This is a genomic window from Georgenia deserti (genome assembly GCF_042680605.1).
Lineage (GTDB): Bacteria > Actinomycetota > Actinomycetes > Actinomycetales > Actinomycetaceae > Allobogoriella > Allobogoriella deserti.
Window position 1 is genome coordinate 398,945 of the sequence record NZ_JBHUEE010000001.1, and the last position, 20,345, is coordinate 419,289.

The 20,345-nt window shown below is 70.5% G+C and carries 16 protein-coding genes; 10 read left to right on the plus strand and 6 right to left on the minus strand.

All coding sequences use genetic code 11. The features are described 5' to 3' along the window. Positions 1 to 186: 186 nt before the first annotated feature. The 4 genes from ACFSE6_RS01955 to ACFSE6_RS01970 form a co-directional block, all read right to left on the minus strand. Positions 187 to 1,284: a GntR family transcriptional regulator gene (locus tag ACFSE6_RS01955; RefSeq protein WP_388002013.1), complete on the minus strand. Its 1,098-nt coding sequence runs from the start codon at positions 1,282 to 1,284 to the stop codon at positions 187 to 189. 118 nt (positions 1,285 to 1,402) lie between these two features. Next, positions 1,403 to 2,746 carry an ABC transporter substrate-binding protein gene (locus ACFSE6_RS01960; RefSeq protein WP_388002014.1) on the minus strand — a complete coding sequence of 448 codons (1,344 nt, stop codon included), beginning with the start codon at positions 2,744 to 2,746 and terminating at the stop codon, positions 1,403 to 1,405. Beyond that, on the minus strand, positions 2,743 to 3,663 hold the full coding sequence (locus ACFSE6_RS01965) for a carbohydrate ABC transporter permease (RefSeq protein ID WP_388002015.1): 921 nt from the start codon (positions 3,661 to 3,663) through the stop codon (positions 2,743 to 2,745). The genes ACFSE6_RS01960 and ACFSE6_RS01965 overlap by 4 nt, the downstream gene beginning before the upstream one ends. Positions 3,664 to 3,676: 13 nt before the next feature. Continuing rightward, the gene (locus ACFSE6_RS01970; protein WP_388002016.1) at positions 3,677 to 4,648 is read right to left on the minus strand and encodes a carbohydrate ABC transporter permease; all 972 of its coding nucleotides are present in this window, start codon (positions 4,646 to 4,648) and stop codon (positions 3,677 to 3,679) included. A gap of 108 nt (positions 4,649 to 4,756) precedes the next feature. Here ACFSE6_RS01970 and ACFSE6_RS01975 point away from each other — a divergent pair, with 108 nt between their 5' ends. After that, entirely contained in the window at positions 4,757 to 8,095 is a 3,339-nt protein-coding gene (locus tag ACFSE6_RS01975; protein ID WP_388002017.1) for a GH92 family glycosyl hydrolase, read from the plus strand. A 22-nt stretch (positions 8,096 to 8,117) separates the two neighbouring features. Here ACFSE6_RS01975 and ACFSE6_RS01980 read toward each other — a convergent pair whose 3' ends face one another. Further along, the gene (locus tag ACFSE6_RS01980) at positions 8,118 to 8,948 is read right to left on the minus strand and encodes an SDR family oxidoreductase (RefSeq protein WP_388002018.1); all 831 of its coding nucleotides are present in this window, start codon (positions 8,946 to 8,948) and stop codon (positions 8,118 to 8,120) included. Between the two features lie 175 nt (positions 8,949 to 9,123). On the opposite strand from ACFSE6_RS01980, the gene glmM reads away from it, so the two are divergent. Together glmM and ACFSE6_RS01990 are read left to right on the plus strand one after the other, a co-directional pair. Further along, complete coding sequence (gene glmM, locus ACFSE6_RS01985; protein WP_388002019.1) at positions 9,124 to 10,473, plus strand: phosphoglucosamine mutase; 1,350 nt, start codon at positions 9,124 to 9,126, stop codon at positions 10,471 to 10,473. A gap of 132 nt (positions 10,474 to 10,605) precedes the next feature. Further along, entirely contained in the window at positions 10,606 to 11,457 is an 852-nt protein-coding gene (locus ACFSE6_RS01990; protein ID WP_388002020.1) for a DedA family protein, read from the plus strand. A gap of 11 nt (positions 11,458 to 11,468) precedes the next feature. Here ACFSE6_RS01990 and coaA read toward each other — a convergent pair whose 3' ends face one another. After that, positions 11,469 to 12,434, minus strand: coding sequence for a type I pantothenate kinase (coaA, locus tag ACFSE6_RS01995; RefSeq protein WP_388002021.1), 966 nt, complete (start codon positions 12,432 to 12,434; stop codon positions 11,469 to 11,471). Between the two features lie 241 nt (positions 12,435 to 12,675). On the opposite strand from coaA, the gene glmS reads away from it, so the two are divergent. The 7 genes from glmS to tsaB all read left to right on the plus strand — a co-directional run bounded on the left by glmS (position 12,676) and on the right by tsaB (position 20,342). Next, positions 12,676 to 14,532 (plus strand): glutamine--fructose-6-phosphate transaminase (isomerizing), encoded by a 1,857-nt coding sequence (glmS, locus tag ACFSE6_RS02000; RefSeq protein WP_388002022.1) that lies wholly within the window; start codon positions 12,676 to 12,678, stop codon positions 14,530 to 14,532. 73 nt (positions 14,533 to 14,605) lie between these two features. Continuing rightward, positions 14,606 to 14,986 (plus strand): holo-ACP synthase, encoded by a 381-nt coding sequence (locus ACFSE6_RS02005; protein WP_388002023.1) that lies wholly within the window; start codon positions 14,606 to 14,608, stop codon positions 14,984 to 14,986. Positions 14,987 to 15,532: 546 nt separating this feature from the next. Next, positions 15,533 to 17,095 (plus strand): NAD(P)H-hydrate epimerase, encoded by a 1,563-nt coding sequence (locus ACFSE6_RS02010; protein WP_388002024.1) that lies wholly within the window; start codon positions 15,533 to 15,535, stop codon positions 17,093 to 17,095. Between the two features lie 21 nt (positions 17,096 to 17,116). Then, positions 17,117 to 18,301 carry an alanine racemase gene (gene alr, locus ACFSE6_RS02015; RefSeq protein WP_388002025.1) on the plus strand — a complete coding sequence of 395 codons (1,185 nt, stop codon included), beginning with the start codon at positions 17,117 to 17,119 and terminating at the stop codon, positions 18,299 to 18,301. Further along, on the plus strand, positions 18,298 to 18,831 hold the full coding sequence (gene tsaE / locus ACFSE6_RS02020; protein ID WP_388002026.1) for a tRNA (adenosine(37)-N6)-threonylcarbamoyltransferase complex ATPase subunit type 1 TsaE: 534 nt from the start codon (positions 18,298 to 18,300) through the stop codon (positions 18,829 to 18,831). Before alr ends, tsaE begins: the two co-directional genes overlap by 4 nt. Then, positions 18,828 to 19,574 (plus strand): hypothetical protein, encoded by a 747-nt coding sequence (locus ACFSE6_RS02025; protein ID WP_388002027.1) that lies wholly within the window; start codon positions 18,828 to 18,830, stop codon positions 19,572 to 19,574. Before tsaE ends, ACFSE6_RS02025 begins: the two co-directional genes overlap by 4 nt. A 42-nt stretch (positions 19,575 to 19,616) precedes the next feature. Then, positions 19,617 to 20,342 carry a tRNA (adenosine(37)-N6)-threonylcarbamoyltransferase complex dimerization subunit type 1 TsaB gene (tsaB, locus tag ACFSE6_RS02030; protein WP_388002028.1) on the plus strand — a complete coding sequence of 242 codons (726 nt, stop codon included), beginning with the start codon at positions 19,617 to 19,619 and terminating at the stop codon, positions 20,340 to 20,342. The last annotated feature ends 3 nt before the right edge of the window (positions 20,343 to 20,345 follow it).

The following is a 20,345-nucleotide window of genomic DNA, read 5'->3' on the forward strand; positions in this document are numbered from 1 at the left end:
GAAGGACGCGCCGAAGGCCCCGAGGGCCTGAGGAGAGTCCGAGGAGCCGGAGCGTGCGATCGCGGCCCTGCATCGATTCTCGGTGCAGGGCCGCGCGTTCCAGAGGGTGGGTGTCGTCCTGGGGCCCGGACAACGCACGGGGCCGAGCACGGCCGTACGCGGTGTCGAGGAGCCGGTTCCCGCCCGTCAGGACGGTGCCGGCCCGCTCGAGGCTCCTTTGACGAGCCGCACCGGCACGGTCTCCTGCGCGACCGAACTCGGCTCCTGCAGCTGTTGCTGCAAAAGCGTGAACGCACGGCCGCCGATGGTGTGCTGGTCTTGTTCGATGTGCGTGAGAGGTACCGCGGCCTCATCGAAGCCTGCCGGTGCGTCGAAAGAAACGACCGAGAGGTCTTCCGGTATCGAGCGGCCCGCGCGCTTCGCCGCATGCAGCACCACGAGTGCGATGCCGTATTCGCTGGTCACGCAGCCGGTCACCTCGGGGTGGTCATTCAGGAAAGTCGCAATCCGCTCGATGTCCCCGCCCGACGCCACCGGCGAACCGGGGACGATGGGGCCCACCTCGGTGAGCACATGCTCCGGGGCCAGCCGGACGTGGCGTGCGGCATGTGCGTCGACGACCCCCCGCCGGCGGGCATCAAGCGTCGAGACCGGATTGGCAGAGGTGACGAGTGCGAGCTGGGTGTGGCCGAGCTCGAAGAGATGTTCGGCAGCCAACCGTCCGCCGTTGACATTGTCGGAGGTCACGGTGCTGACGGGCGTGCCGGGCAGCGTCCGGTCCACGATCACGATGGGGAAGCGTCGACCGATCAGGGTGGCGACCGCAGGGGGTATGAACCTGGACGAGGAGGGCTGAAGGATCAGGCCGTCGATGCCGTGCTCAATCTGCTCCTCGATCAGGTCTTCCTCGAGACGGGTGTCGCCACGCGAGTTCGTGACGACGACGCGGGCACGCTTCGTCGCGGAGTGCAGGAGCCCGTTCAGCAGCCATGTGCCGAACGCGTCGTCGAAGCCGGGGAGTACGTAGGCGATAAGCGGGAGCGAGGCCGCCCGCTCACGTTGGGTCGAGGCTCGACTTGCAACGACGGTGCCGATTCGCGGCCGCCGCGTGACGTAGCCGTCGTCGCGAAGCAGGTCGAGAGCACGGTTGACGGTTATCGGGCTGACGGCGAACTCGGCCCCCAGCGACTCCTGAGACGGCAGCCGGTCGCCCTCCGACCACACGCCGTCGGTGATGCGGGCGCGCAGTGCCTCGTACACCTTCGCGTACAGCGCCTCGGTCACGCGCGTCCCTTCTCCTGAGCGTCACGGTGCGGTAGCACCGATTTCAGTATCGCCCACGCGACGTTCCGGGCTTCCACCGTGCTGGCGCACCGGCCGGAGCCGATGCTCACTCCAGTGGTTAAAGGCCTGGTTCGCCGTAGCCTTCGGGCAATTCGAAGTCCTCGAACAGGGCGAGTTGGGGTTGGACACGTGCCTGTGCCGCCTCCGCTGCCTCGCGGGGCGTGGCCGAGCCGATGAGCACGCTCTCCTGGGCGTCGCCGAGGGCGTCGCTGAAGAGCTGCCCGACGGGTAGCGGCGGACGCGAGATCGAGTAGTCGAGGAGGCTGGCCATGAATGCCTCTTCCTTGCCCGGCGGCTCATACGCCGCCAGCGTCGCCAGGTGAGTAGGGATCTTCGCCAGCGGGTTCATCGCGATGCTCTGGCCAGCGCCCCCGCAGAAGTACTTCATCAGTTCCCACACAGCAGGGGAGAGCGTCGAACCGGTTGGAGCGACGAGCGAGAACCCGCCCGACCAGGTGTAGACGTCATCGCCCGGTTCCCACACCGGCAGATACGTCACACCGAAGTCGAGATCGGGAGCGTAGTTGCGGATGTTCTGGATCAGGATCGACGCGTCGACGACCATCGCTTGCTGACCTCCGAAGAACGAGGTCTGCGCAGGGGGACTGTTCGGTGGCTGGTACGTCGCCTTGAACGCCTCGATGCGAGGGAAGCTCCACTCCTGCGCCCATGCCTGGAGCTGCTCGAGTACGTCGATCACGTCCGGCGATGTGAGTTGAATCTTACCGGTCGCCCTGTTGTAGAACTCGACGCCACGTCCGACCATCCACGTGAGTGCGCTGCCCTGCGCGTCCCACGGGATGAGGCCGAAACGGGTGTAGTTGCCCCGTCCGTCCACCTCGGCGAGGACCTCGTTCAGCTCGAGCACCCTGGCGACGGTGATCGGCCCATTCGCGGGATCGAGCTCGTCCGGATCCAGGCCGGCCTGCCGGAAGGTGGCCTTGTTGTAGAAGAGCCCTCGGGTGTCGGTGTCGAAGGGCAGTCCGAAGACGTGACCGTCGTAGCGCAACTCATCCATCGCGAACGCGGCCCAGTCGTCCTCGAAGCCGGGCGACTCCTCGGCGATGAGGTCGTCCAGCGGTTCGACCAGGCCGAGGGCGGCGTACTGGGCAGTGGTGAAGCGGTCCATCGCCCACAGGTCCGGAGCCGTACCGCCACGGACCGCGGTGATGGCATAGGTGGCGTCCCCGGGTTCTGACGCCGGGGTCATCCGCTGCCGGACGGTCACGTCCGGGTAAGAGTCGAGAAACGCGTCGATGACCTCCTGCTGGACGTCGGCCTCGGCGCCTCCGAAGCCCCACAGGCGTACCTCGCCCGGCGCACTGGTCCGCGTGCAGCCGGCCGCGAGCATGCCCACGGTGATCGTTCCCGCGGCCGTCAGGAATGTTCGCCGGTCGATCACTTGAACCCTCCGATCGTGATGCCGCGGATGAAGTACCGCTGGAAGACGAAGAAGAGCACCAGGAGTGGCAGCAGGACGAGAAAGGAAGCCGCCATCAGGAGGTTGAACTGGATGTCCTGGGCATGAACCTGGCGGAACACCTGCAGACCGATCGACAGCGTCTGACGATCGACGTCCTGCAGGTAGATCAGCGGGCCCATGAAATCGTTCCAGGCGCCCACACCGGCGAAGATCGCGACGGCGGCCAGCGCCGGCCGCGCCTGTGGGAAGACCACCGTCCATGCGATCCGCCACTCGCTGGCCCCGTCCACGCGTGCAGCGTTGAGCATGTCCTGTGGGACCTGCATGAGGAACTGGCGGAGCAGGAAGGTGAAGAATGCTGCCGCGAACATGTTGGGCAGAATGAGCGGCGCCCAGGTGTTGACCAGCCCGAGCTTGGCCCACATGTCGAACATGGGGATCAAAGTCACGGGGAAGGGCAGAAAAAGGGTCGCGATGACCACGTAGAACAGCTTGTCGCGGCCGCGCCACTGAATGCAGGAGAAGCCGTAGGCCACAATGAAGTTCGACAGGACGGCGAGCGCGACCGAGCTGACCGTGATGGCCGCGGTGTTCCGGAAGAAGGTGAGAAACGGCATCGCGGTAACCGCGTCGACGACGTTCGACCAGCGCAGCTCGCTCGGCCAGAAGGTCGGCGGGAACTGTGCCAGTTCGACGTCGCTCTTCAACGCTGAGACGACCATCCAGTACAGCGGTGTGAGGAAGAGCAGGCAGAGCGCGATGAGGACCACGCGGGAGAGCACCCTGGAGGTGGCGCTCTGGTAGCTGCCATCGGGGTTTCGCCCGCGTTCGCGGCGGGGTGCGCTCTCGCTCCCTTTGACGTTGCGGTTGCCGGTGATGGTGGACGTCAATGACATATCGGGGGCTCCCTCATCCGGCTGCGGCGTCGTAATGGACGAACCTGCGGGACAGGTAGAAGACGAGGCTGGCGAGCAGCATCCCGGCCAGAAACAACAGCACCGCCATGGCCGAGGCGAATCCCAGCTGGGCGTAGCTGAACGCGTTTCGATAGAGGTAAAGCATGTAGAACAGCGTTCCGTTGTCCGGGCCGCCGTCGGTCATGATGAAGGCCTCGGTGAAGATCTGCAGAGCCCCGGAGATGCCGGTGATGAGATTGAACAGGATGACCGGGGAGAGCAGGGGGACCGTAATCGACCAGAACTGCCGCCACCGTGAGGCGCCGTCGACACGGGCCGATTCATACAACGTCGTCGGGATGTTGCGCAGGCCAGCGAGGTAGATCAACGCCGCGTTCCCCGCGCCCAGCTGCGCGATGAGCACGATGACCAGTTTCGCCGTTGTCGGGTCGGCGAGGAGGTCGACGTTCTGGCCGCCGAACACTGCGAGGAATCGATTGAACAGTCCGAACTGCGGGTTCACGAAGACGATGAAGATGAAGGCCATCGCGAAGGCCGGGACGAGCGAGGGGACGTACAGGGCGGTGCGGTAGAAGGCCACCTCGCGGACGTTCTGGTTCATGGCCAGCGCAAGGATCAGGGCGACCACAAGGCCCAACGGCACGGCAAGCCCGGCGTAGAACAGGGTGTTCGACACCGAGATCCGCGCAAGCGGGTCGAGAAAGATCGCGACGTAGTTGCCCAGGCCCACGTACTCGGGCGTGTGCATCCCCGAGTACCGCATCAACGAGATGACGATCGAGTAGACCAGCGGATACAGCACGAAGACCGTGACTCCGACGAGCCACGGCGAGACGAACAGTAGGCCGAGCTTCAGCTGCCGTTTGTCTCGGGCCGTCCATGGGCGTCGCTTCCGGTGTCCGGTTGTGCGCGAGGAGGGTTCCGCGCCGTGCCTGTGTGTGCGCACGTCCGTCGTCACAGTCATATCGCTCCCTTGCGAGCCGTAACGCGACATATGATTGCATGGAATAGATTTAAAGACCAGAACTTCTGACTGAACCGGCCCGCCGCCTGTCCGATGGAGGAGCTCGTCATGGCGACTGTCCCTGCGATCGACGCCGGAACCGTCGGCCGAACCGAATTCGCCTCGTCTTGGGAGCAGGGAGAGCCCCAGCCGTCCGCCCGTGTGGTCGAGGCCGAGAATGTGGTGTGCGGTCCCGCGGACGGGCAGCCAGGGATGGGCATGCAGGTCGGTTCAGGACCGGATATCGCGTACACCGCCAGACGGCACGTCGGGTTCACCGGCGTCCGCGCGCTGGGATACTCCGGTCGGCAGGTCTCGTCCGGCCACGGGAGGGCGGTCGGTGAACTGTTCTCCGTCGAGCTCGACGTCACCGAGACGACTGAGTTGTCCTACAAGGTCATTCCCGCCGATCCCAGCGACGGGCGGGAGTTGCCCGCTCCGGGGGCGTTCGTCGCCGTCGACCTCGAGTTCTCGGACGGTACGCGTCTGCACCACCTCGGCGCCACGGATCAGCACGGGTACGCCCTGACGGGCGCGGGGCAGGGTGCGGCCAGGGTGCTGATGGCCAACCAGTGGAACTCCGTACGTGTAAACGTCGGCTGCGTCGCAGCGGGCAAGACCATCACCCGGATTCTGCTCGCCTACGAGCGGTCCGGGGACGCACGAGCGTTCGCCGGCTGGATCGACGACCTGGCACTCACAGCGCATCCGCCGGCCGACGAGCGTAGCCACCCTTCGGACTGGGTCGACACCAGGCGAGGGACGAATTCCAACGGGCTCTTCTCACGCGGTGGAACGATTCCCGCGGTGGCGGTTCCGCACGGTTTCAACTTCTGGACGCCGGTGACCGACGCCGGCTCGCGCAAATGGCCCTACCAGTTCCAGCAGCACAACGACGCGGACAACCTGCCCTGCTTGCAGGCGCTCGCGCTGAGTCACCTGGACTATCCCTGGGGCGTCGACCACGGCACGTTCCAGGTCATGCCCACCACCGACCCGGCGGTCCCGAACCCCGACCGAAAAGCGCGTGCACTGTCCTTCCGACGTGCGGATGAATTCGCCCGGCCGTATCACTACGCGGTCACCTTCATCGGCGGCCTCCGGGCCGAGGTGGCACCCACGGACCACGCCGCCGTCTTCCGGTTCACCTTCCGGGGAGAGGACGCGAACCTCGTCTTCGACAACATCGATGGGCAGACCGAGTGGCTCCGGTTGAACCCGCAGACCGGCTCGCTTACCGCGCAGACTGGTGACGGGCCGCACCGGATGTTCGTCCACGCCATCTTCGACCGCCCTGTCGTCCGTGGCGGGCCGCTCCAGGGCGAACGCGGTGGGATGGGGTACTTCCGCTTCGACGTCTCTGCGGGCCCGACCGTCGAGATGAGGGTGGCCACCTCCCGTATCAGCGCGGAGCAGGCCAGGCACAACCTCGACATCGAAATCGGTGCGGACGAGACCTTCGAGACCGTCCGGAATCGGGCCCGGGATGCGTGGGACGCCACTCTCGGCGTCATCAGTGACGTTCAGGGCGCGCACCGGGAACAGCTGACGACGCTGTACTCGTGCCTATACCGGATGAGCCTCTACCAGAACTCGCGGTTCGAGAACGTAGGCACCGAGGCGGAGCCGGACTACCGGTATGCCTGGACGCCGCACAGCGGATCGGTCGCCCGGGCCCGGGTGACCGAGTCGGTGCGAGCCGGACAGCTCATCCACTCCACCAACTTCTGGGACTCCTATCGAACCACGTGGCCCGCGCTTGCCCTGCTCTATCCGACGAAGACCGGCCGGTTGCTGGATGGCATCGTCGCCGCCTACCGGGAGTTCGGTTGGTTGGGTCTGGGGATGGTCGGGACGAACTCCGACGTGGCACTTGCCGACGCGTATCTGCGAGACGTGAGCGAGATGGACGTGGAGGGCGCCTACGAGTCGGCGGTGAAGAACGCCACGGTTGTCTCCGACGACCAGCGGCTGGGCCGCCCCGGACTGGCCCGGTCGATCTTCCTCGGCTACGCCCCGATTGCCGACGGTGACGTGCGCGACGGGGGGTCCTCGGACGAAAGAGCGGCGGAGGCCCTGGAGAACTACCTCAACGACTTCGGTATCGCGAACCTCGCGAAGGCGCTGCATGCCAGGACGGGCGAGCAGCGGTACCTGGACGAGTACCACTACTTCCGGAACCGGGCGTTGGGCTACGTCTTCCTCTTCGACCCGGCTACGGGCTTCTTCCAGGGGCGGACCGTGGACGGGCGCCCTCGCCTGTCACCGGAGGAGTACGACCCGAAGACCTGGGGATACGACTACACCGAGACCAACGGGTGGGGCATGGCGTTCTCGGTGCCCCACGATGGGCGCGGCCTGGCCAACCTGTTCGGCGGCCGGGAGGCGCTCCGTGCGAAGCTCGACGAGTTCTTTGCGACGCCGGAAAGGTTGCAGGACAGCGGATCGTACGGGGCCATCATCCACGAGCAACGCGAGGCCGCGTACGTACAAATTGGACAGTGGGGCCTGAGCAACCAGCCCGCCTTCCACATCGCGCACATGTACCACTTTGCGGGTAGGCCGGATCGGGCACAGGAACGTATCCGTGAGGCACTGGCTCGGCTGTTCGCCGGTGGCGACATCGGCCAGGGGTATCCCGGCGACGAGGACACCGGCTCGATGTCGGCCTGGTTCGTGCTGAACGCGCTGGGTCTGTACCCGCTCGTGGTAGGCGCTCCGGAGTTCGTCATCGGATCGCCGCTGTTCCGGTCCGCCACGGTGAATCTGGAGAACGGCCGTACCATCGAGATCAAGGCACCGCGGAACAATCCGGAGAACGTGTACGTCCAAGCCGTGCGGATCAACGGCGAGCCGTACGGGCGGGCGTCGGTGCCTCATTCGGTCCTCGCCCAGGGCGCGACGATCGAGATCGACCTCGGCCCGGAACCGTCACGGTGGGCCACCGCACCGTCGGCAGAGCCGGCATCGCTCACCCGGGGGGCCGAGCCCGCGACGCCGATGCGCGACCTGACCGGCATGGCCGCCGGGGTGGCCACGAGCTCCGGCGGTGGGAGACTCGACGCCCTGTTCGACGACACCTCCGAGACGGAACGGGAACTCGGTCAGAACCCCGCCGTGACCTGGGAGTTCACGGACGAGATTCCGCGGGAGGTGCAGTTGTACACCCTGACCTCGGGCCGGACGGTCGCTGATCCGTCGGACTGGGAACTCCAGGCGTCGACCGACGGTGCGACCTGGGTCACGATCGACCGCCGGAGCGGCGAGCGGTTTCCTTGGCGGCGTCAGACCCGCGCATTCCGAGTCACGCATCCGGGGAAGTTCGTCTACTACCGGCTCGTCGTGAGCGACGCGCCGGACGCGCGTCCGACCGGCCTGGCTCAGATCGAGCTCATCGGTCCGATCTGACGACCCCGGACGCCGGGCTCGGTCACGCCGCGGCGAAGTCCTGCGTGTGCTCGCGGGCCCACTGGCGAAACGTCAGTGCGGGGCGACCGGTTACGGTCTCGACCGTCGCCGACACCGGCTCCGGCTCCTCGACCAGGCCCGCCCAGTAGGCCATCCCGAGCTCGGCGTACTCGGGGCCCATGGCGGCGGTGATCGCCTCCCGCGCCTCGTCCTCGGGCTGTTCCTCCCACCGCACCGGCACCCCGATCTCCTCACCGATGATCCGGACCTGGTCGGCCTGACGGATCGATTCCGGCCCGCTGACGGTGTAGCTCCGGCCCACGTGGTCATCCTCGAGCAGCGCACGGGCGGCCACGGCTGCGACGTCGCGCTCGTGGACGAGGCTCCGGGAAGCCTGGCCGAACGGGGCGCGAACGACACCGCCGGCGAGCTGGTCCGCCCACTGCAGGGTGTTGCTCGACAGCCCGGTCACCCGGAGGAACGTGTACTCGCGGCCGGAACCTCGTACCGCCTCCTCGACCTGCCCCCACCCGCTGCCGGGATCGCTCGCCCCTGTCGCCGAGAGGTAGACGACTCGCGGCGCCTCACGGGTGAGCGCGTCGACCACCGGCCCGGCGCCGTCGGCGTCGAAAGACGGCCACAGCAGGTAGGCGCCGGCTGTGCCGCGGGCCGCCTCCGCCACGGCCTGCGGGTCGGTGAGGTCGCCGGTGACGGTCTCGACGCCCTCGGGTAGTCGTGCTCGCCCGGGATCGCGAACGAGTGCCCGAACCGGCGCGCCGGCGGTGAGCAACTCCTCGACGAGGTGGCGTCCGGTGTTCCCCGTGGCCCCGGTGATGAGGAAGGGCTTGCGCATGGTGATTCTCCGTTGTGGGTGACGTCCCGGCGCGGCCGGGGTGGGTGTGCCGGACCAGTCTCGAACCTCAACTAAAGATGAGGTCAAGAGGTGGGTGCGGTCGCGCGCCCCGTCGCCCGCAGCCGGAAGTGGCACGATGGTCCGCGCACGACCACCGGGAGAACACGAGGGAACGATGGGACGACTGTTCGGCACCGACGGGGTACGCGGGCTCGCCAACCGGGACATCACCGCCGAGCTCGCACTCGACCTCGGTTCGTCCGCCGCCCGGGTGCTCACCGCGCACCAGGCTGCCGGGGAGCGCCGGCCGCGCGCCGTCGTCGGCCGGGACACCCGCATCTCCGGTGAGTTCCTCTCCGCCGCCATCGCGGCCGGCATGGCCGGCGCCGGCGTCGACGTCACCGACGTCGGCGTGCTGCCCACCCCGGGCATCGCTCATCTGACCGCCAGCACCGACGTCGACCTGGGCGTCGTCATCTCCGCTTCCCACAACCCCATGCCGGACAACGGCATCAAGTTCTTCGCCCGGGGTGGGTACAAGCTCGAGGACGCCGTCGAGGACGAGATCGCCGCTGGCCTGGGCGCCGCCTGGGATCGGCCGGTCGGCGCCGACGTCGGCCAGATCGCACCCGGCTCGAGCTTCGCCGGGCGCACCTACATCGACCATCTCGTGGCCGCCGCCGGACAGCCGTTCCGCGGCCTGCGGATCGCGCTCGACTGCGCGAACGGGGCCGCCTCGGACGTCGCCCCACTGGCGCTGCGTGAGGCCGGCGCCGACGTCGTAGTCATCAACGCCTCGCCGGACGGCCGCAACATCAACGAGAAGTGCGGCTCGACCCACCCGGAGCAGCTGCAGGCCGTCACCGTCGCGTCCGAGGCTGCGTTCGGCGTGGCCTACGACGGCGACGCCGACCGATGCATCGCCGTCGACCACACCGGCACGCTCATCGACGGCGACCAGATCATGGGGCTGCTCGCCACCGCCATGAAGGAGGAGGGCACCCTCCCGGACGACACCCTTGTCGTCACGGTGATGTCCAACCTCGGCCTGCTCCTGGCGATGAAGGACGCCGGTATCGCCACCGTCCAGACCGCTGTCGGAGACCGCTACGTCCTCGAGGCCATGCGCGCCGGCGGCTACGGGTTGGGCGGGGAGCAGTCCGGACACATCATCACCACGCGCCACTCCACGACCGGGGACGGGATCCTCACCTCGCTGCTGCTCGCCTCCCGGGTGGTGGCCACCGGTCGATCCCTGGCCGATCTCGCCGCGGTCGTCCCCCGGCTTCCGCAGGTCCTGGTCAACGTGCCGGACGTGGACAAGGCGCGCGCCGGCGAGGACGACGGCGTCGCGGACGCGGTCCGACAGGCCGAGGAGCGCCTCGGCGAGACCGGGCGGGTGCTGCTGCGCCCATCCGGGACCGAGCCGCTCGTCCGGGTCATGGTCGAGGCGGCGACCCAGGATCAGGCCGAGGATGTGGCCGGTGGTCTGGCCGATGTGGTCAAGGAGCGTCTGGCGCTCTGATGTCGCCGGAACCCCGGGGCGCGCTCTCGCGTTCTCAGGGGGCAGATCCGGGGGATGACCGATGTCCGTGCGCGGACCCGTGTCGTACGGTGACAGCACCCGGCCGGGGCCAGACGTAGGGAGAGGGCATCCATGGACTTCATGGCGGCGGTGGAGGATGCCGTCCTCACCCTGGGCGCCTCGCCCTGGCTGCTCGTCGCAGTGTTCCTGCTGAGCGCGATCGACGGCTTTTTCCCGCCCGTCCCCAGCGAGTCGGTCGTCATCGCGGCGGCCGTACTCTCGGTCGCCGGCAACGGACCGAGCCTGTGGCTCCTGGTCCCCGCGGCGGCCGTCGGCGCGTTCCTCGGTGACCTCATCGCCTACTCCATCGGGACCAAGATCCCGGTGGAAACGATGCGCCTCTTCCGCGGGAGGCGCGGCCGGGCCGCGCTCGAGTACGCCAAGCGCATGCTCGCCCGGCGCGGCAGCGTCTTCATCCTCTCCGGCCGGTTCATCCCGGTCGGGCGGGTCGCCGTCAACATGACCGCCGGCGCGGTCGGCTATCCGCGGTCCCGCTTCGCCGCCATCGACGCCCTCGCCGCCGTGGTGTGGGCCGGCTACTCGACCCTGATGGGGCTGGGAGCCGGGCACGTGCTGCACGAGCACCCGGTCATCGCCGTCGTCGTCGGCGTCGTGGGCGGCGTGACCGTCGGCCTCGGCGTGGACAAGCTCCTCGGCCTCGTCCACCGGCGCTTCTTCCCGGACGTACCGCCGCCGGAGGAGCGGATGCACGTCGCCGATTCGCCCGACGACGGACCGGCCGGCCCGTCGGGAGACGGCGCGGACGGCGGGGACGGGTCCGGCCCTCCCGGCGGCACCGGGGCCACGGCGTCAGGAGCCGGAGCGGGCCACGGCGGCGACCCGGAACCGGACGACGCGGGCCGGCCGGCCCACGGCCCGGGCCAGGCCTCGTCCCGGTCACCGGTCACGGCGGGTGAGCCCTGAGCCGCCCGTTCTCAGAGCTTGCGCAGGCGCATCCGGTGCATGCGGTGGTCGGACGCCTTGGTCAGCACCAGCCGTGCACGGCCCCGGGTGGGCAGGATGTTCTGCCGCAGGTTCGGAGCGTTGATCGACTCCCAGATCGACTCCGCCTTGGCGCGGGCCTCCTCGTCGTCCAGGTCGGCGTAGCGGCGGAAGTACGAGTCCGGGTCGGCGAACGCCGTGCGGCGCAGGGTGAGGAACCGGTCGATGTACCACTGCTTGATGTCGCGGCTGCGGGCGTCGACGTAGATCGAGAAGTCGAAGAAGTCGCTCACCGCGAGCGATGACGTCCCATCGGCGGTGGCCCGTGCCGGCGCCAGTACGTTCAGCCCCTCGAGGATGAGCACGTCCGGCCGGCGCACCACCTGCCGCCGGCCCTCGACGATGTCGTAGACGATGTGGTCGTACAGCGGGGCGGCGACCTCCTCGGCCCCACCCTTGACCTCGGCGAGGAACCGGAGCAGCGCGCGGCGGTCGTAGGATTCCGGGAACCCCTTGCGCTCCAGCAGCCCCCGCCGGCGCAGCTCGGCGTTCGGGTAGAGGAACCCGTCCGTGGTCACCAGATCCACGCGCGGCGTCTGCGGCCAACGCCGCATCAGCTCCCGCATCAGCCGCGCCGTCGAGGACTTGCCGACGGCGACGGACCCGGCGATCCCGATCACGTACGGCGTCCGCGCCGGCCGTTCGTCCAGGAAGGTCGACGTCGCCCGGTGCAGCGCACCGTTCGCGGCGGCGTAGAGCTGGAGCAGCCCGGACAGCGGCCGGTAGACGGCGTCCACCTCGGCGAGATCCACCGGGTCGCCCAGGCCGCGGAGGTTCGCGACGTCGGTGTCGGTCAGCGGCAGCGGCGTCGACGCGGCGAGCCGGGACCAGGAGGCACGGTCGAACTCGACGAACGGCGTCGGGGCAGGATGGTGCTCTGTCTCGCGCGGCAAGGACACGGCGCCCAGTCTCTCGCATCCTCCGTCGCTGTCGTGCCTCGCCCGTGGTCGGCGTACCGGGGCGGAGCGACGGCGGGCGCCGCGCGAGGTCCGGGCGCCCTTAGCGCGCTGCCAGGCCCAACCAGCCCCGCGACCGCTCCGCCAACCGCCACGCCCGCCGACGCTGGGTCGGCCGCGATCCGGCGGTGGGGTCGGACACAGCTGCCGGGTCGCCTCCGGGCCGAAACGTATGCTGGCGACCATGTGCGGAATCGTCGGCTACGCGGGCCCCGGCTCGCCCAGCACACGCCCCCTCGACGTCACGCTCGACGGGCTTGCCCGCCTCGAGTACCGCGGCTACGACTCCGCCGGGATCGCCGTCGTCGGGCCGGAGGGCCTGTCCTCGGTGAAGCGGTCCGGCAAGCTCGCCAACCTGCGTGCGTCCCTCGAGGAGACCCCGTTGCCGGCGGCGACGGCCGCCGTCGGGCACACCCGCTGGGCCACACACGGGGCCCCCACGGACGTCAACGCGCATCCGCACCTGTCCGCCGACGGCAAGCTCGCCGTCATCCACAACGGGATCATCGAGAACTTCGCCCAGCTCAAGCGCGAGCTGGTTGACCTCGGCACCGAGTTCACGTCGGAGACCGACACCGAGGTCGTCGCCCACCTCCTCGCACGCACCTACGACGAGGTTCACGATCTCACCGACGCGATGCTCGCCGTCGCCCGCCGGTTGGAGGGGGCCTTCACGCTGCTGGCCGTGCACGCCGATCAGCCCGGCACGGTCGTCGGCGCCCGCCGCAACTCCCCGCTCGTGGTCGGGTTGGGTGACGGCGAGAACTTTCTCGGCTCCGACGTCGCCGCCTTCATCTCCGGCACGCGGGAGGCCATGGAGATCGACCAGGACCAGGTGGTGACCATCACCGCCGGGTCCGTGCGGGTCATCGACGCTGACGGCCGCGAGGTCGAGGGACGGCGCTTCACCGTCGACTGGGACGCCGACGCCGCCGTGAAGGACGGGTTCGATACCTTCATGGACAAGGAGATCCACGACCAGCCCAAGGCGGTCGCGGACACCCTGCTCGGACGGCACGACGACGACGGCGACCTCGTCCTCGACGAGCTGCGCGTGGACGAGTCCGTGCTGCGCACGGTGGACAAGATCATCGTGGTCGCCTGCGGCACAGCCGCCTACGCCGGCCACGTGGCCAAGTACGCGGTCGAGCACTGGTGTCGCATCCCGGTCGAGGTCGAGCTCGCCCATGAGTTCCGGTATCGCGACCCCGTGGTCAACGTGCGGACCCTGGTCGTGGCGATCTCCCAGTCCGGGGAGACGATGGACACCATCATGGCGATCCGCCACGCCCGCGAACAGGGCGCGAAGGTGCTCGCCATCGTCAACACCCACGGCTCGACCATCGCCCGCGAGTCCGACGCCGTGCTCTACACCCACGCCGGACCCGAGGTCGCCGTCGCCTCCACCAAGGCTTTCCTCGCCCAGATCACCGCCTGCTACCTGGTCGGGCTCTATCTGTCGCAACTGCGCGGTTACAAGTACGTCGACGAGGTCGCCGGCTATCTGGACGAGCTCGGCAAATTGCCCGCCAAGATCCAGGACATCCTCGACCGCGAGGGTGAGATCAAGGCGGTGGCCGAGGCGATGAAGGACACCTCCTCGGTGCTGTTCCTCGGCCGGCACGTCGGCTACCCGGTCGCGCTCGAAGGCGCGCTGAAGCTCAAGGAGCTCGCCTACATCCACGCCGAGGGGTTCGCCGCCGGCGAGCTCAAACACGGCCCGATCGCGCTGATCGAGCCCGGCCAGCCGGTGTTCGTCGTCGTCCCGACCCCGCGGCGCCCCACCCTGCACAACAAGGTGGTCTCCAACATCCAGGAGATCCGCGCCCGCGGTGCCCGCACGTTCGTCATCGCCGAGGAGGGCGACGAGGCGGTGACGGAGTACGCCGACGTGGTCTTCCGGGTGCCGCAGACCCCGACCCTGATGATGCCGCTGGTCACCGTGGTGCCGCTGCAGATCTTCGCCTGCGCGCTCGCGGGCGCGAAGGGCCTCGATGTCGATCAGCCGCGGAATCTGGCCAAGTCGGTCACGGTCGAGTGAGGACGACGGCGATGTGCCGCCGGCCGCTGTCGGGTAGGCCCGCGACGGGGCGCTCGGTGACGGAGGGGGCGCCGTGATCGTCTCGGTGGGGATCGATGTCTGCGACGTCGAACGTTTCATGGCCGAGCTGGACCGCGCCCCGCGCCTACGGGAGAAGCTGTTCACCGAGGAGGAGCGGAATCTTCCCGACGCCTCCCTCGCCGCGCGGTTCGCCGCCAAGGAGGCGATCGCCAAGGCGCTCGGTGCCCCGGCGGGAATGCGCTGGCACGACTGCACCGTGCACCGGGTGGCCGGGGGCGCCCCCGTGGTCGAGCTGCGGGGGACGGTCGCCGCACGTGCGAGTGAACTCGGCATCGCCCGGTGGCACCTGTCGATCTCGCACGACGCCGGCATCGCCTCGGCCATGGTCGTCGCCGAGCGCGACCCGGACGCTGAGGCGCGGACGCCGGGCTGACCGGAACCGATCGCGCCAGAGGGGCCGCGACGGCGCGCAAGGGCCTTGCTCGGCGACCGGTCCGTCTGCGAACCGTCCAGCGCGACGGTCAGGAGGTCGACCATGTCACCGGGTCGGCCGTGTCGAAAGCGCAGCTGGCGAGCCGCACGTCCCATCTCCGCGTCGTGGGTGACGATGACGAGCCCGTCGATGTCGGACCGCAACGCTGAGGCCAGATGGTTGGCGTCGAGGGGCTTCACATGCGGCACGATCGTCTCGGCCTCCTGCATGATCGCGTGGTCGAGCGGGACAACGTCCACGTGATCGAGGAGCGCGTGGCGTCGCCCCAGTTCGAGCCCCTCCGAGCAAGGCCCCTCGGAGCGAACATGGCTCCTCGACGAGCCTCCTTCGCTCCGGCGGGCCTTGTTCGGCGGCCGGCCCCGGTTCGGCCGCCGGTGGTGCGCTGCACACAATTGACCACTCGGCACAGCGTTGACCACTCGGCGCGAGAATGACGAGTCGGCGCGGGAGGGCGCGGGGCGGGCGGGTCGGCGGCACGATGGGGGCATGATCCGTGCCCACACCGCCGCCACCGTGCGTGAGGCCGAGGAGCCACTGCTCGCCGCCGGGGAGCCGCTCATGGCGCGCGCCGCCTGCGCGCTCACCACCGAGGTCGCCCGCGAACTGCGCGCCCGCGGCAACCGCGTCTCCGGGTCGTCCGTCCTGCTGCTGGTCGGAGGCGGCAACAACGGCGGCGACGCCCTCCACGCCGGGGCGCACCTCGCGCGCCGCGGTTGTCAGGTTCGCGCGGCACTGCTCACCGATCGTCCGCATCCCGCCGGGCTCTCGGCCGCCCGGGGCGCCGGCGTGCGCCTGCACCACGTGCTGCAGGCCGAGGACGTGGCCGGCGCCGTCCTCGATCTCGCGGGCCGGGCCGACGTCTGGGTCGACGGCCTGCTCGGCATCGGTGCCCGGGGCGGACTGCGCGAGCCGCTCGCCGGCGCCGTCGCCGCCCTCGCCGAGGAACGGGCCGCCTGGCCGGTCGAGCCGCTCGTCCTCGCCGTCGACGTCCCCTCCGGGATCGGAGTCGACGACGGTACGATCCCCGGCCCGGTGCTGCCCGCCGACGTCACCGTCACGATGGGCACCGCGAAACCTGGCCTCCTGCTGCCGCCCGCCGCCGGACTGGCCGGCCGCGTCGAGGTGGTCGACCTCGGTCTGGGACTGGACGCCCTGGCTCCGGCGGCGTGCACGCTGACGGCCACCGACGTCGCCGACCTGCTGCCGGTACCCGGGCCGGAGGACCACAAGTACACGCGCGGCGTCCTGGGCATCGCGGCGGGGTCGCACGCCTACCCCGGCGCGGCCGCACTCACCGCGACGGGCGCACTGCGCACCGGCCTCGGCATGATTCGCTACCTCGGTCCCGAGGTGCCGACGGGCCTCGTGCGAACCCGGCACCCCGAGGTCGTGACCGTCCCCGGACGGGTCCAGGCCTGGGTCCTCGGACCCGGCACCGCACCCGACGACGCCGCGCGCATGGAGGAACTCGCCGAACACCTCGGCGAGGCTGCTCGTACCGGCGTCCCCGCCGCGCTCGACGCCGGCGCGCTCGCTCTGCTTCACGAGGAGACGGAGCTCACCGGGCCGGCGGTCCTCACCCCGCACGCCGGTGAGCTCGCCCAGCTCCTGACCGCACGCGGGGAGGCGGTCACCCGGGAGGAGGTCAGCGCCGCCCCGGCCCGCCACGCCCGCCTCGCGGCCGAGATCACCGGCGGGACCGTCCTCCTCAAAGGGGCCACGACCGTCGTCGCCGCGCCGCACGGCCCGCTCTACGCCCAGCACGACGCCACGCCGTGGCTGGCGACCGCCGGATCCGGCGACGTCCTCGCCGGCGTGCTCGGCGCGCTGCTCGCCTCCTACGGAGACGTCATCGCCGACGGCGGTGACGTCCTCGCAGGCCTGCCCGCCACCCTCGCGGCCACCGCCGCGTTCCTGCACGGCCGCGCCGCCCGTCTCGCCGCCGGTCTGCCCGCCGAGCCTGCCCCCACGGCCGGTGCGGGTGTGCCGATCACCGCCACCGACGTCGCCGACGCGCTGCCCGCGGCCCTGCGCACCATCCCGCGCTGAAGCGGGGCAGACTTGGCCCCGATGAGTGCCACCCGTCTCGCGGCCGCCGACGTGCACCCGGCGCGCGCCGTCGTCGACCTCGCGGCCATCCGCCACAACGTGCGGACCCTCGCGCGCACCGCGCCGACCGCCGAGGTCATGGCGGTCGTGAAGTCGGACGCCTACGGCCACGGTCTCCTCCCGGTGGCGACGGCGGCCCTCGACGCCGGCGCCGGCTCGCTGGGCGTCGCCCAACTCGCCGAAGCCCTCGACCTGCGCGCCGGCCTCGACGCCGCCGGCCGCCACCCCCGGATCCTCACCTGGCTCTTCGCGCCCGGCGCCCCGCTCGAGCAGGCGCTGCTCGCCGACCTCGAGCTGTCCGCGTCGGCGCCCTGGGCGGTCGAGGAACTCGCCGCCGCCGCCCGCAGCACCGGCCGCACGGCCCGAGTCCACCTCAAGATCGACACCGGCATGAGCCGCGGCGGCGCACGCCCGGAGGACTTCGGCGAACTCCTCGACGCCGCAGCCCGTGCCGAGGCCGCAGGCGCTGTGGACGTGGTCGGCATCTGGTCGCACCTCGCCTGCGCCGACGAGCCGGACAGCTCCGTCACCGGCGAGCAGCTCGAGGTCTTCGGGGCGGCACTCGAGCAGGCGGCCCACGCCGGCATCCGGCCCCAGGTCCGGCACATCGCCCAGTCCGCCGGCACCCTGTTCCACCCCGCCGCCCACTTCGACCTCGTCCGACCCGGGATCGCGGTGTACGGGCTGAGCCCGAACGCGCAGGTCGCCAGTTCCGTCGAGCTCGATCTCCGGCCGGCCATGCGGCTGGAGGCTCGGCTCACCGTCGTCAAGCGCGCCCCTGCCGGCACCGGCGTCTCCTACGGACACACCGCACGCACCGGGGCCGACACCACGCTCGCCGTGGTCCCGCTCGGGTACGCGGACGGCATGCCGCGCATCGCGTCCAACGCCGGCCCGGTGAGCATCGCCGGGCGCCGCCTGCAGGTCACGGGCCGGATCTGCATGGACCAGTTCGTCGTCGACCTCGGCGCCCGGGACACCGGTGTGCACGAGGGCGATGTGGCCGTCATCTTCTCCGACGGCCGCGACGGCGAGCCGCTCGCGGACGACTGGGCGGCCGTGACCGGATCCATCAACTACGAGATCGTCAGCCGTCTCGGTGCCCGCGTGCCGCGGGTCTACGTCGACAGCGAGGAGCAGCCGTGAACCAGGTCGCCGCCACCCTGACCGTCGCCGACGCCGACCGCACCCGCGAGGTGGGCCGGCGCCTGGCCACGGCGCTGCGCGCCGGCGACCTCGTCCTGCTCTCGGGCGAGCTCGGCGCCGGAAAGACCACCCTGGTCCAGGGCATCGGCGCCGGGATGAACGTCCGCGGACAGGTCGCCTCACCGACGTTCATCATCGCGCGCGTCCACCCCGCCCTCGGTGACGGCCCGGACCTCGTCCACGTGGACGCCTACCGCCTCACCTCCCTGGACGAGGTCGACGCCCTCGATCTCGACACCAGCCTCGAGGACTCGGTCACCGTGGTGGAGTGGGGAACCGGCCGGATGGAGGCACTGGCCCAGGAACGTCTCGAGATCGACATTCGCCGGCCGCACGGGACCGGGGCCGGGACGGACGGCCACCCCGAGGACATCGACGACCTCGCCGCACCCGCCCCCCGTGAGCTGACCGTGCGCGGGCTCGGTCAGCGATGGGCCGGGACCGACCTCGCCGGGCTCCTGCGGACGTGAGCGCACCGGGCCGCCTGCTGATGGCGGGCGCGATCCTCGTCCTGGGGGCGCCCGCCACGGCGCAGGCCGCACCGACACCGGAACCGGACAGCCCCGGGGTCGAGGCGACACCCGAGGCGGCCGAGGGGGTGCCGACCGAGGTCACCTCGTGGTTCCGTGCGGACGGGTGGGAGATCCTGGCCAGCCAGGCGGGCGACCAGATCGGCCTCGGCACCGACGAGATGGACCACGCCGGCATGGGCCTGGTCCGCACCGTCTCGACCTGGTCGGACGCCTACGTCGACGGCGTCTCGACGAACCGGGCGGTGGTGGCCCTCGAGGAGTGGGTCGCGCCGATCACCGTCGACGACGCCGGGGCCGGCGTGCTCCGGGCCCGGCTCGCGGACGACGGCGAGATCCAGCTCGTCGCCGTCGAACCGTCCCCCGAGCTCGCCGCCGCGATGCCGGCGCTCGCGCCGGACGCCCCAGTCGTGCACGACGCCGTCCTCGACGGCTGGTTCACGGTCGAGGAGGATCGCGTCCGCCCCCTGGACGCGAACGCCCGGGACTCACTCGCCGGGACCCTCACCCTCGAGGCGTACCAGCCCTTCGTCACCGAGCGCTACCTCGCCGACGAGGCGCCGACCAGCCCGGAGACAACGGCGAGCACCTGGATGCCTGCCGCCTGGGCCGGAGGGATCGCCGCACTGCTGCTCGCCTGGGCCGGGGTCATTGTGTGGCTGCGCCGCGACGGCGCACGCTGACCCGTCGCCGGAGACGTCCGGGCGGCGAACTACCCTGGTGGGGTGCGCATCCTCGGTATCGACACCTCGGGCGGCTCTGCCGCCGCACTCGTGGAGACCACGGCGTCCGGCCCGTACGGCACGCTGCCCGGTGAGGACCGCCTCGGACCATTGACCGTGCTCGGGCGGAGGACCGGACTCGATCCGCGCCGGCACGCCGAGGTCCTCACCCCGCTCATCGCCGAGATGCTGGCGACGCACGACGGTGTCGACCTCGTCGCGGTGGGGACCGGGCCGGCCCCGTTCACCGGGCTGCGGGTCGGGCTCGTCACGGCCCGCGTCTTCGCCCGCGGACGTGGCATCGGCGTCCACGGTGTCAGTTCGTTGGATGTCCTGGCGCGCCAGGCGCTCGACGTGCTCGCCGACGGCAGCGAGGTCCTCGTGGCGACCGATGCCCGTCGCCGTGAGGTGTACGCCGCGCGCTACCGCGCCGCCGGTCCGGACGACGTCGAGCGACTCGCCGGCCCCGACGTGGCCGCGCCCGCCGTGGTCGGCGAGCTCCTGGAAGCCGGCACGGCGGTCACCGGCTCTGGTGCCGCTCTGTATCCCGATCTGCTCCCGCCCGCGCCGGATCTGCCGGTGGCCGTCGACCCGGCGGTGCTCGCGCGCCTCGTCGCGGTGCGTCTCGCACGCGCCGAACGCGGCGCGGAGGTCGAGCTCGGCCTCGAGCCGCACTACCTGCGGCGGCCGGATGTGCAGGTGCCGGGTGCCGCGAAGCGGGTCTCCTGAACC

Bases quoted from the DNA above. Each gene is read 5' to 3' on its own strand.
- ACFSE6_RS01965 (WP_388002015.1), bottom strand. From the start codon at position 3,663: ATGTCATTGACGTCCACCATCACCGGCAACCGCAACGTCAAAGGGAGC.
- ACFSE6_RS01970 (WP_388002016.1), bottom strand. From the start codon at position 4,648: ATGACTGTGACGACGGACGTGCGCACACACAGGCACGGCGCGGAACCC.
- ACFSE6_RS01975 (WP_388002017.1), top strand. From the start codon at position 4,757: ATGGCGACTGTCCCTGCGATCGACGCCGGAACCGTCGGCCGAACCGAA.
- ACFSE6_RS01980 (WP_388002018.1), bottom strand. From the start codon at position 8,948: ATGCGCAAGCCCTTCCTCATCACCGGGGCCACGGGGAACACCGGACGC.
- glmM (WP_388002019.1), top strand. From the start codon at position 9,124: ATGGGACGACTGTTCGGCACCGACGGGGTACGCGGGCTCGCCAACCGG.
- ACFSE6_RS01990 (WP_388002020.1), top strand. From the start codon at position 10,606: ATGGACTTCATGGCGGCGGTGGAGGATGCCGTCCTCACCCTGGGCGCC.
- glmS (WP_388002022.1), top strand. From the start codon at position 12,676: ATGTGCGGAATCGTCGGCTACGCGGGCCCCGGCTCGCCCAGCACACGC.
- ACFSE6_RS02010 (WP_388002024.1), top strand. From the start codon at position 15,533: ATGATCCGTGCCCACACCGCCGCCACCGTGCGTGAGGCCGAGGAGCCA.
- alr (WP_388002025.1), top strand. From the start codon at position 17,117: ATGAGTGCCACCCGTCTCGCGGCCGCCGACGTGCACCCGGCGCGCGCC.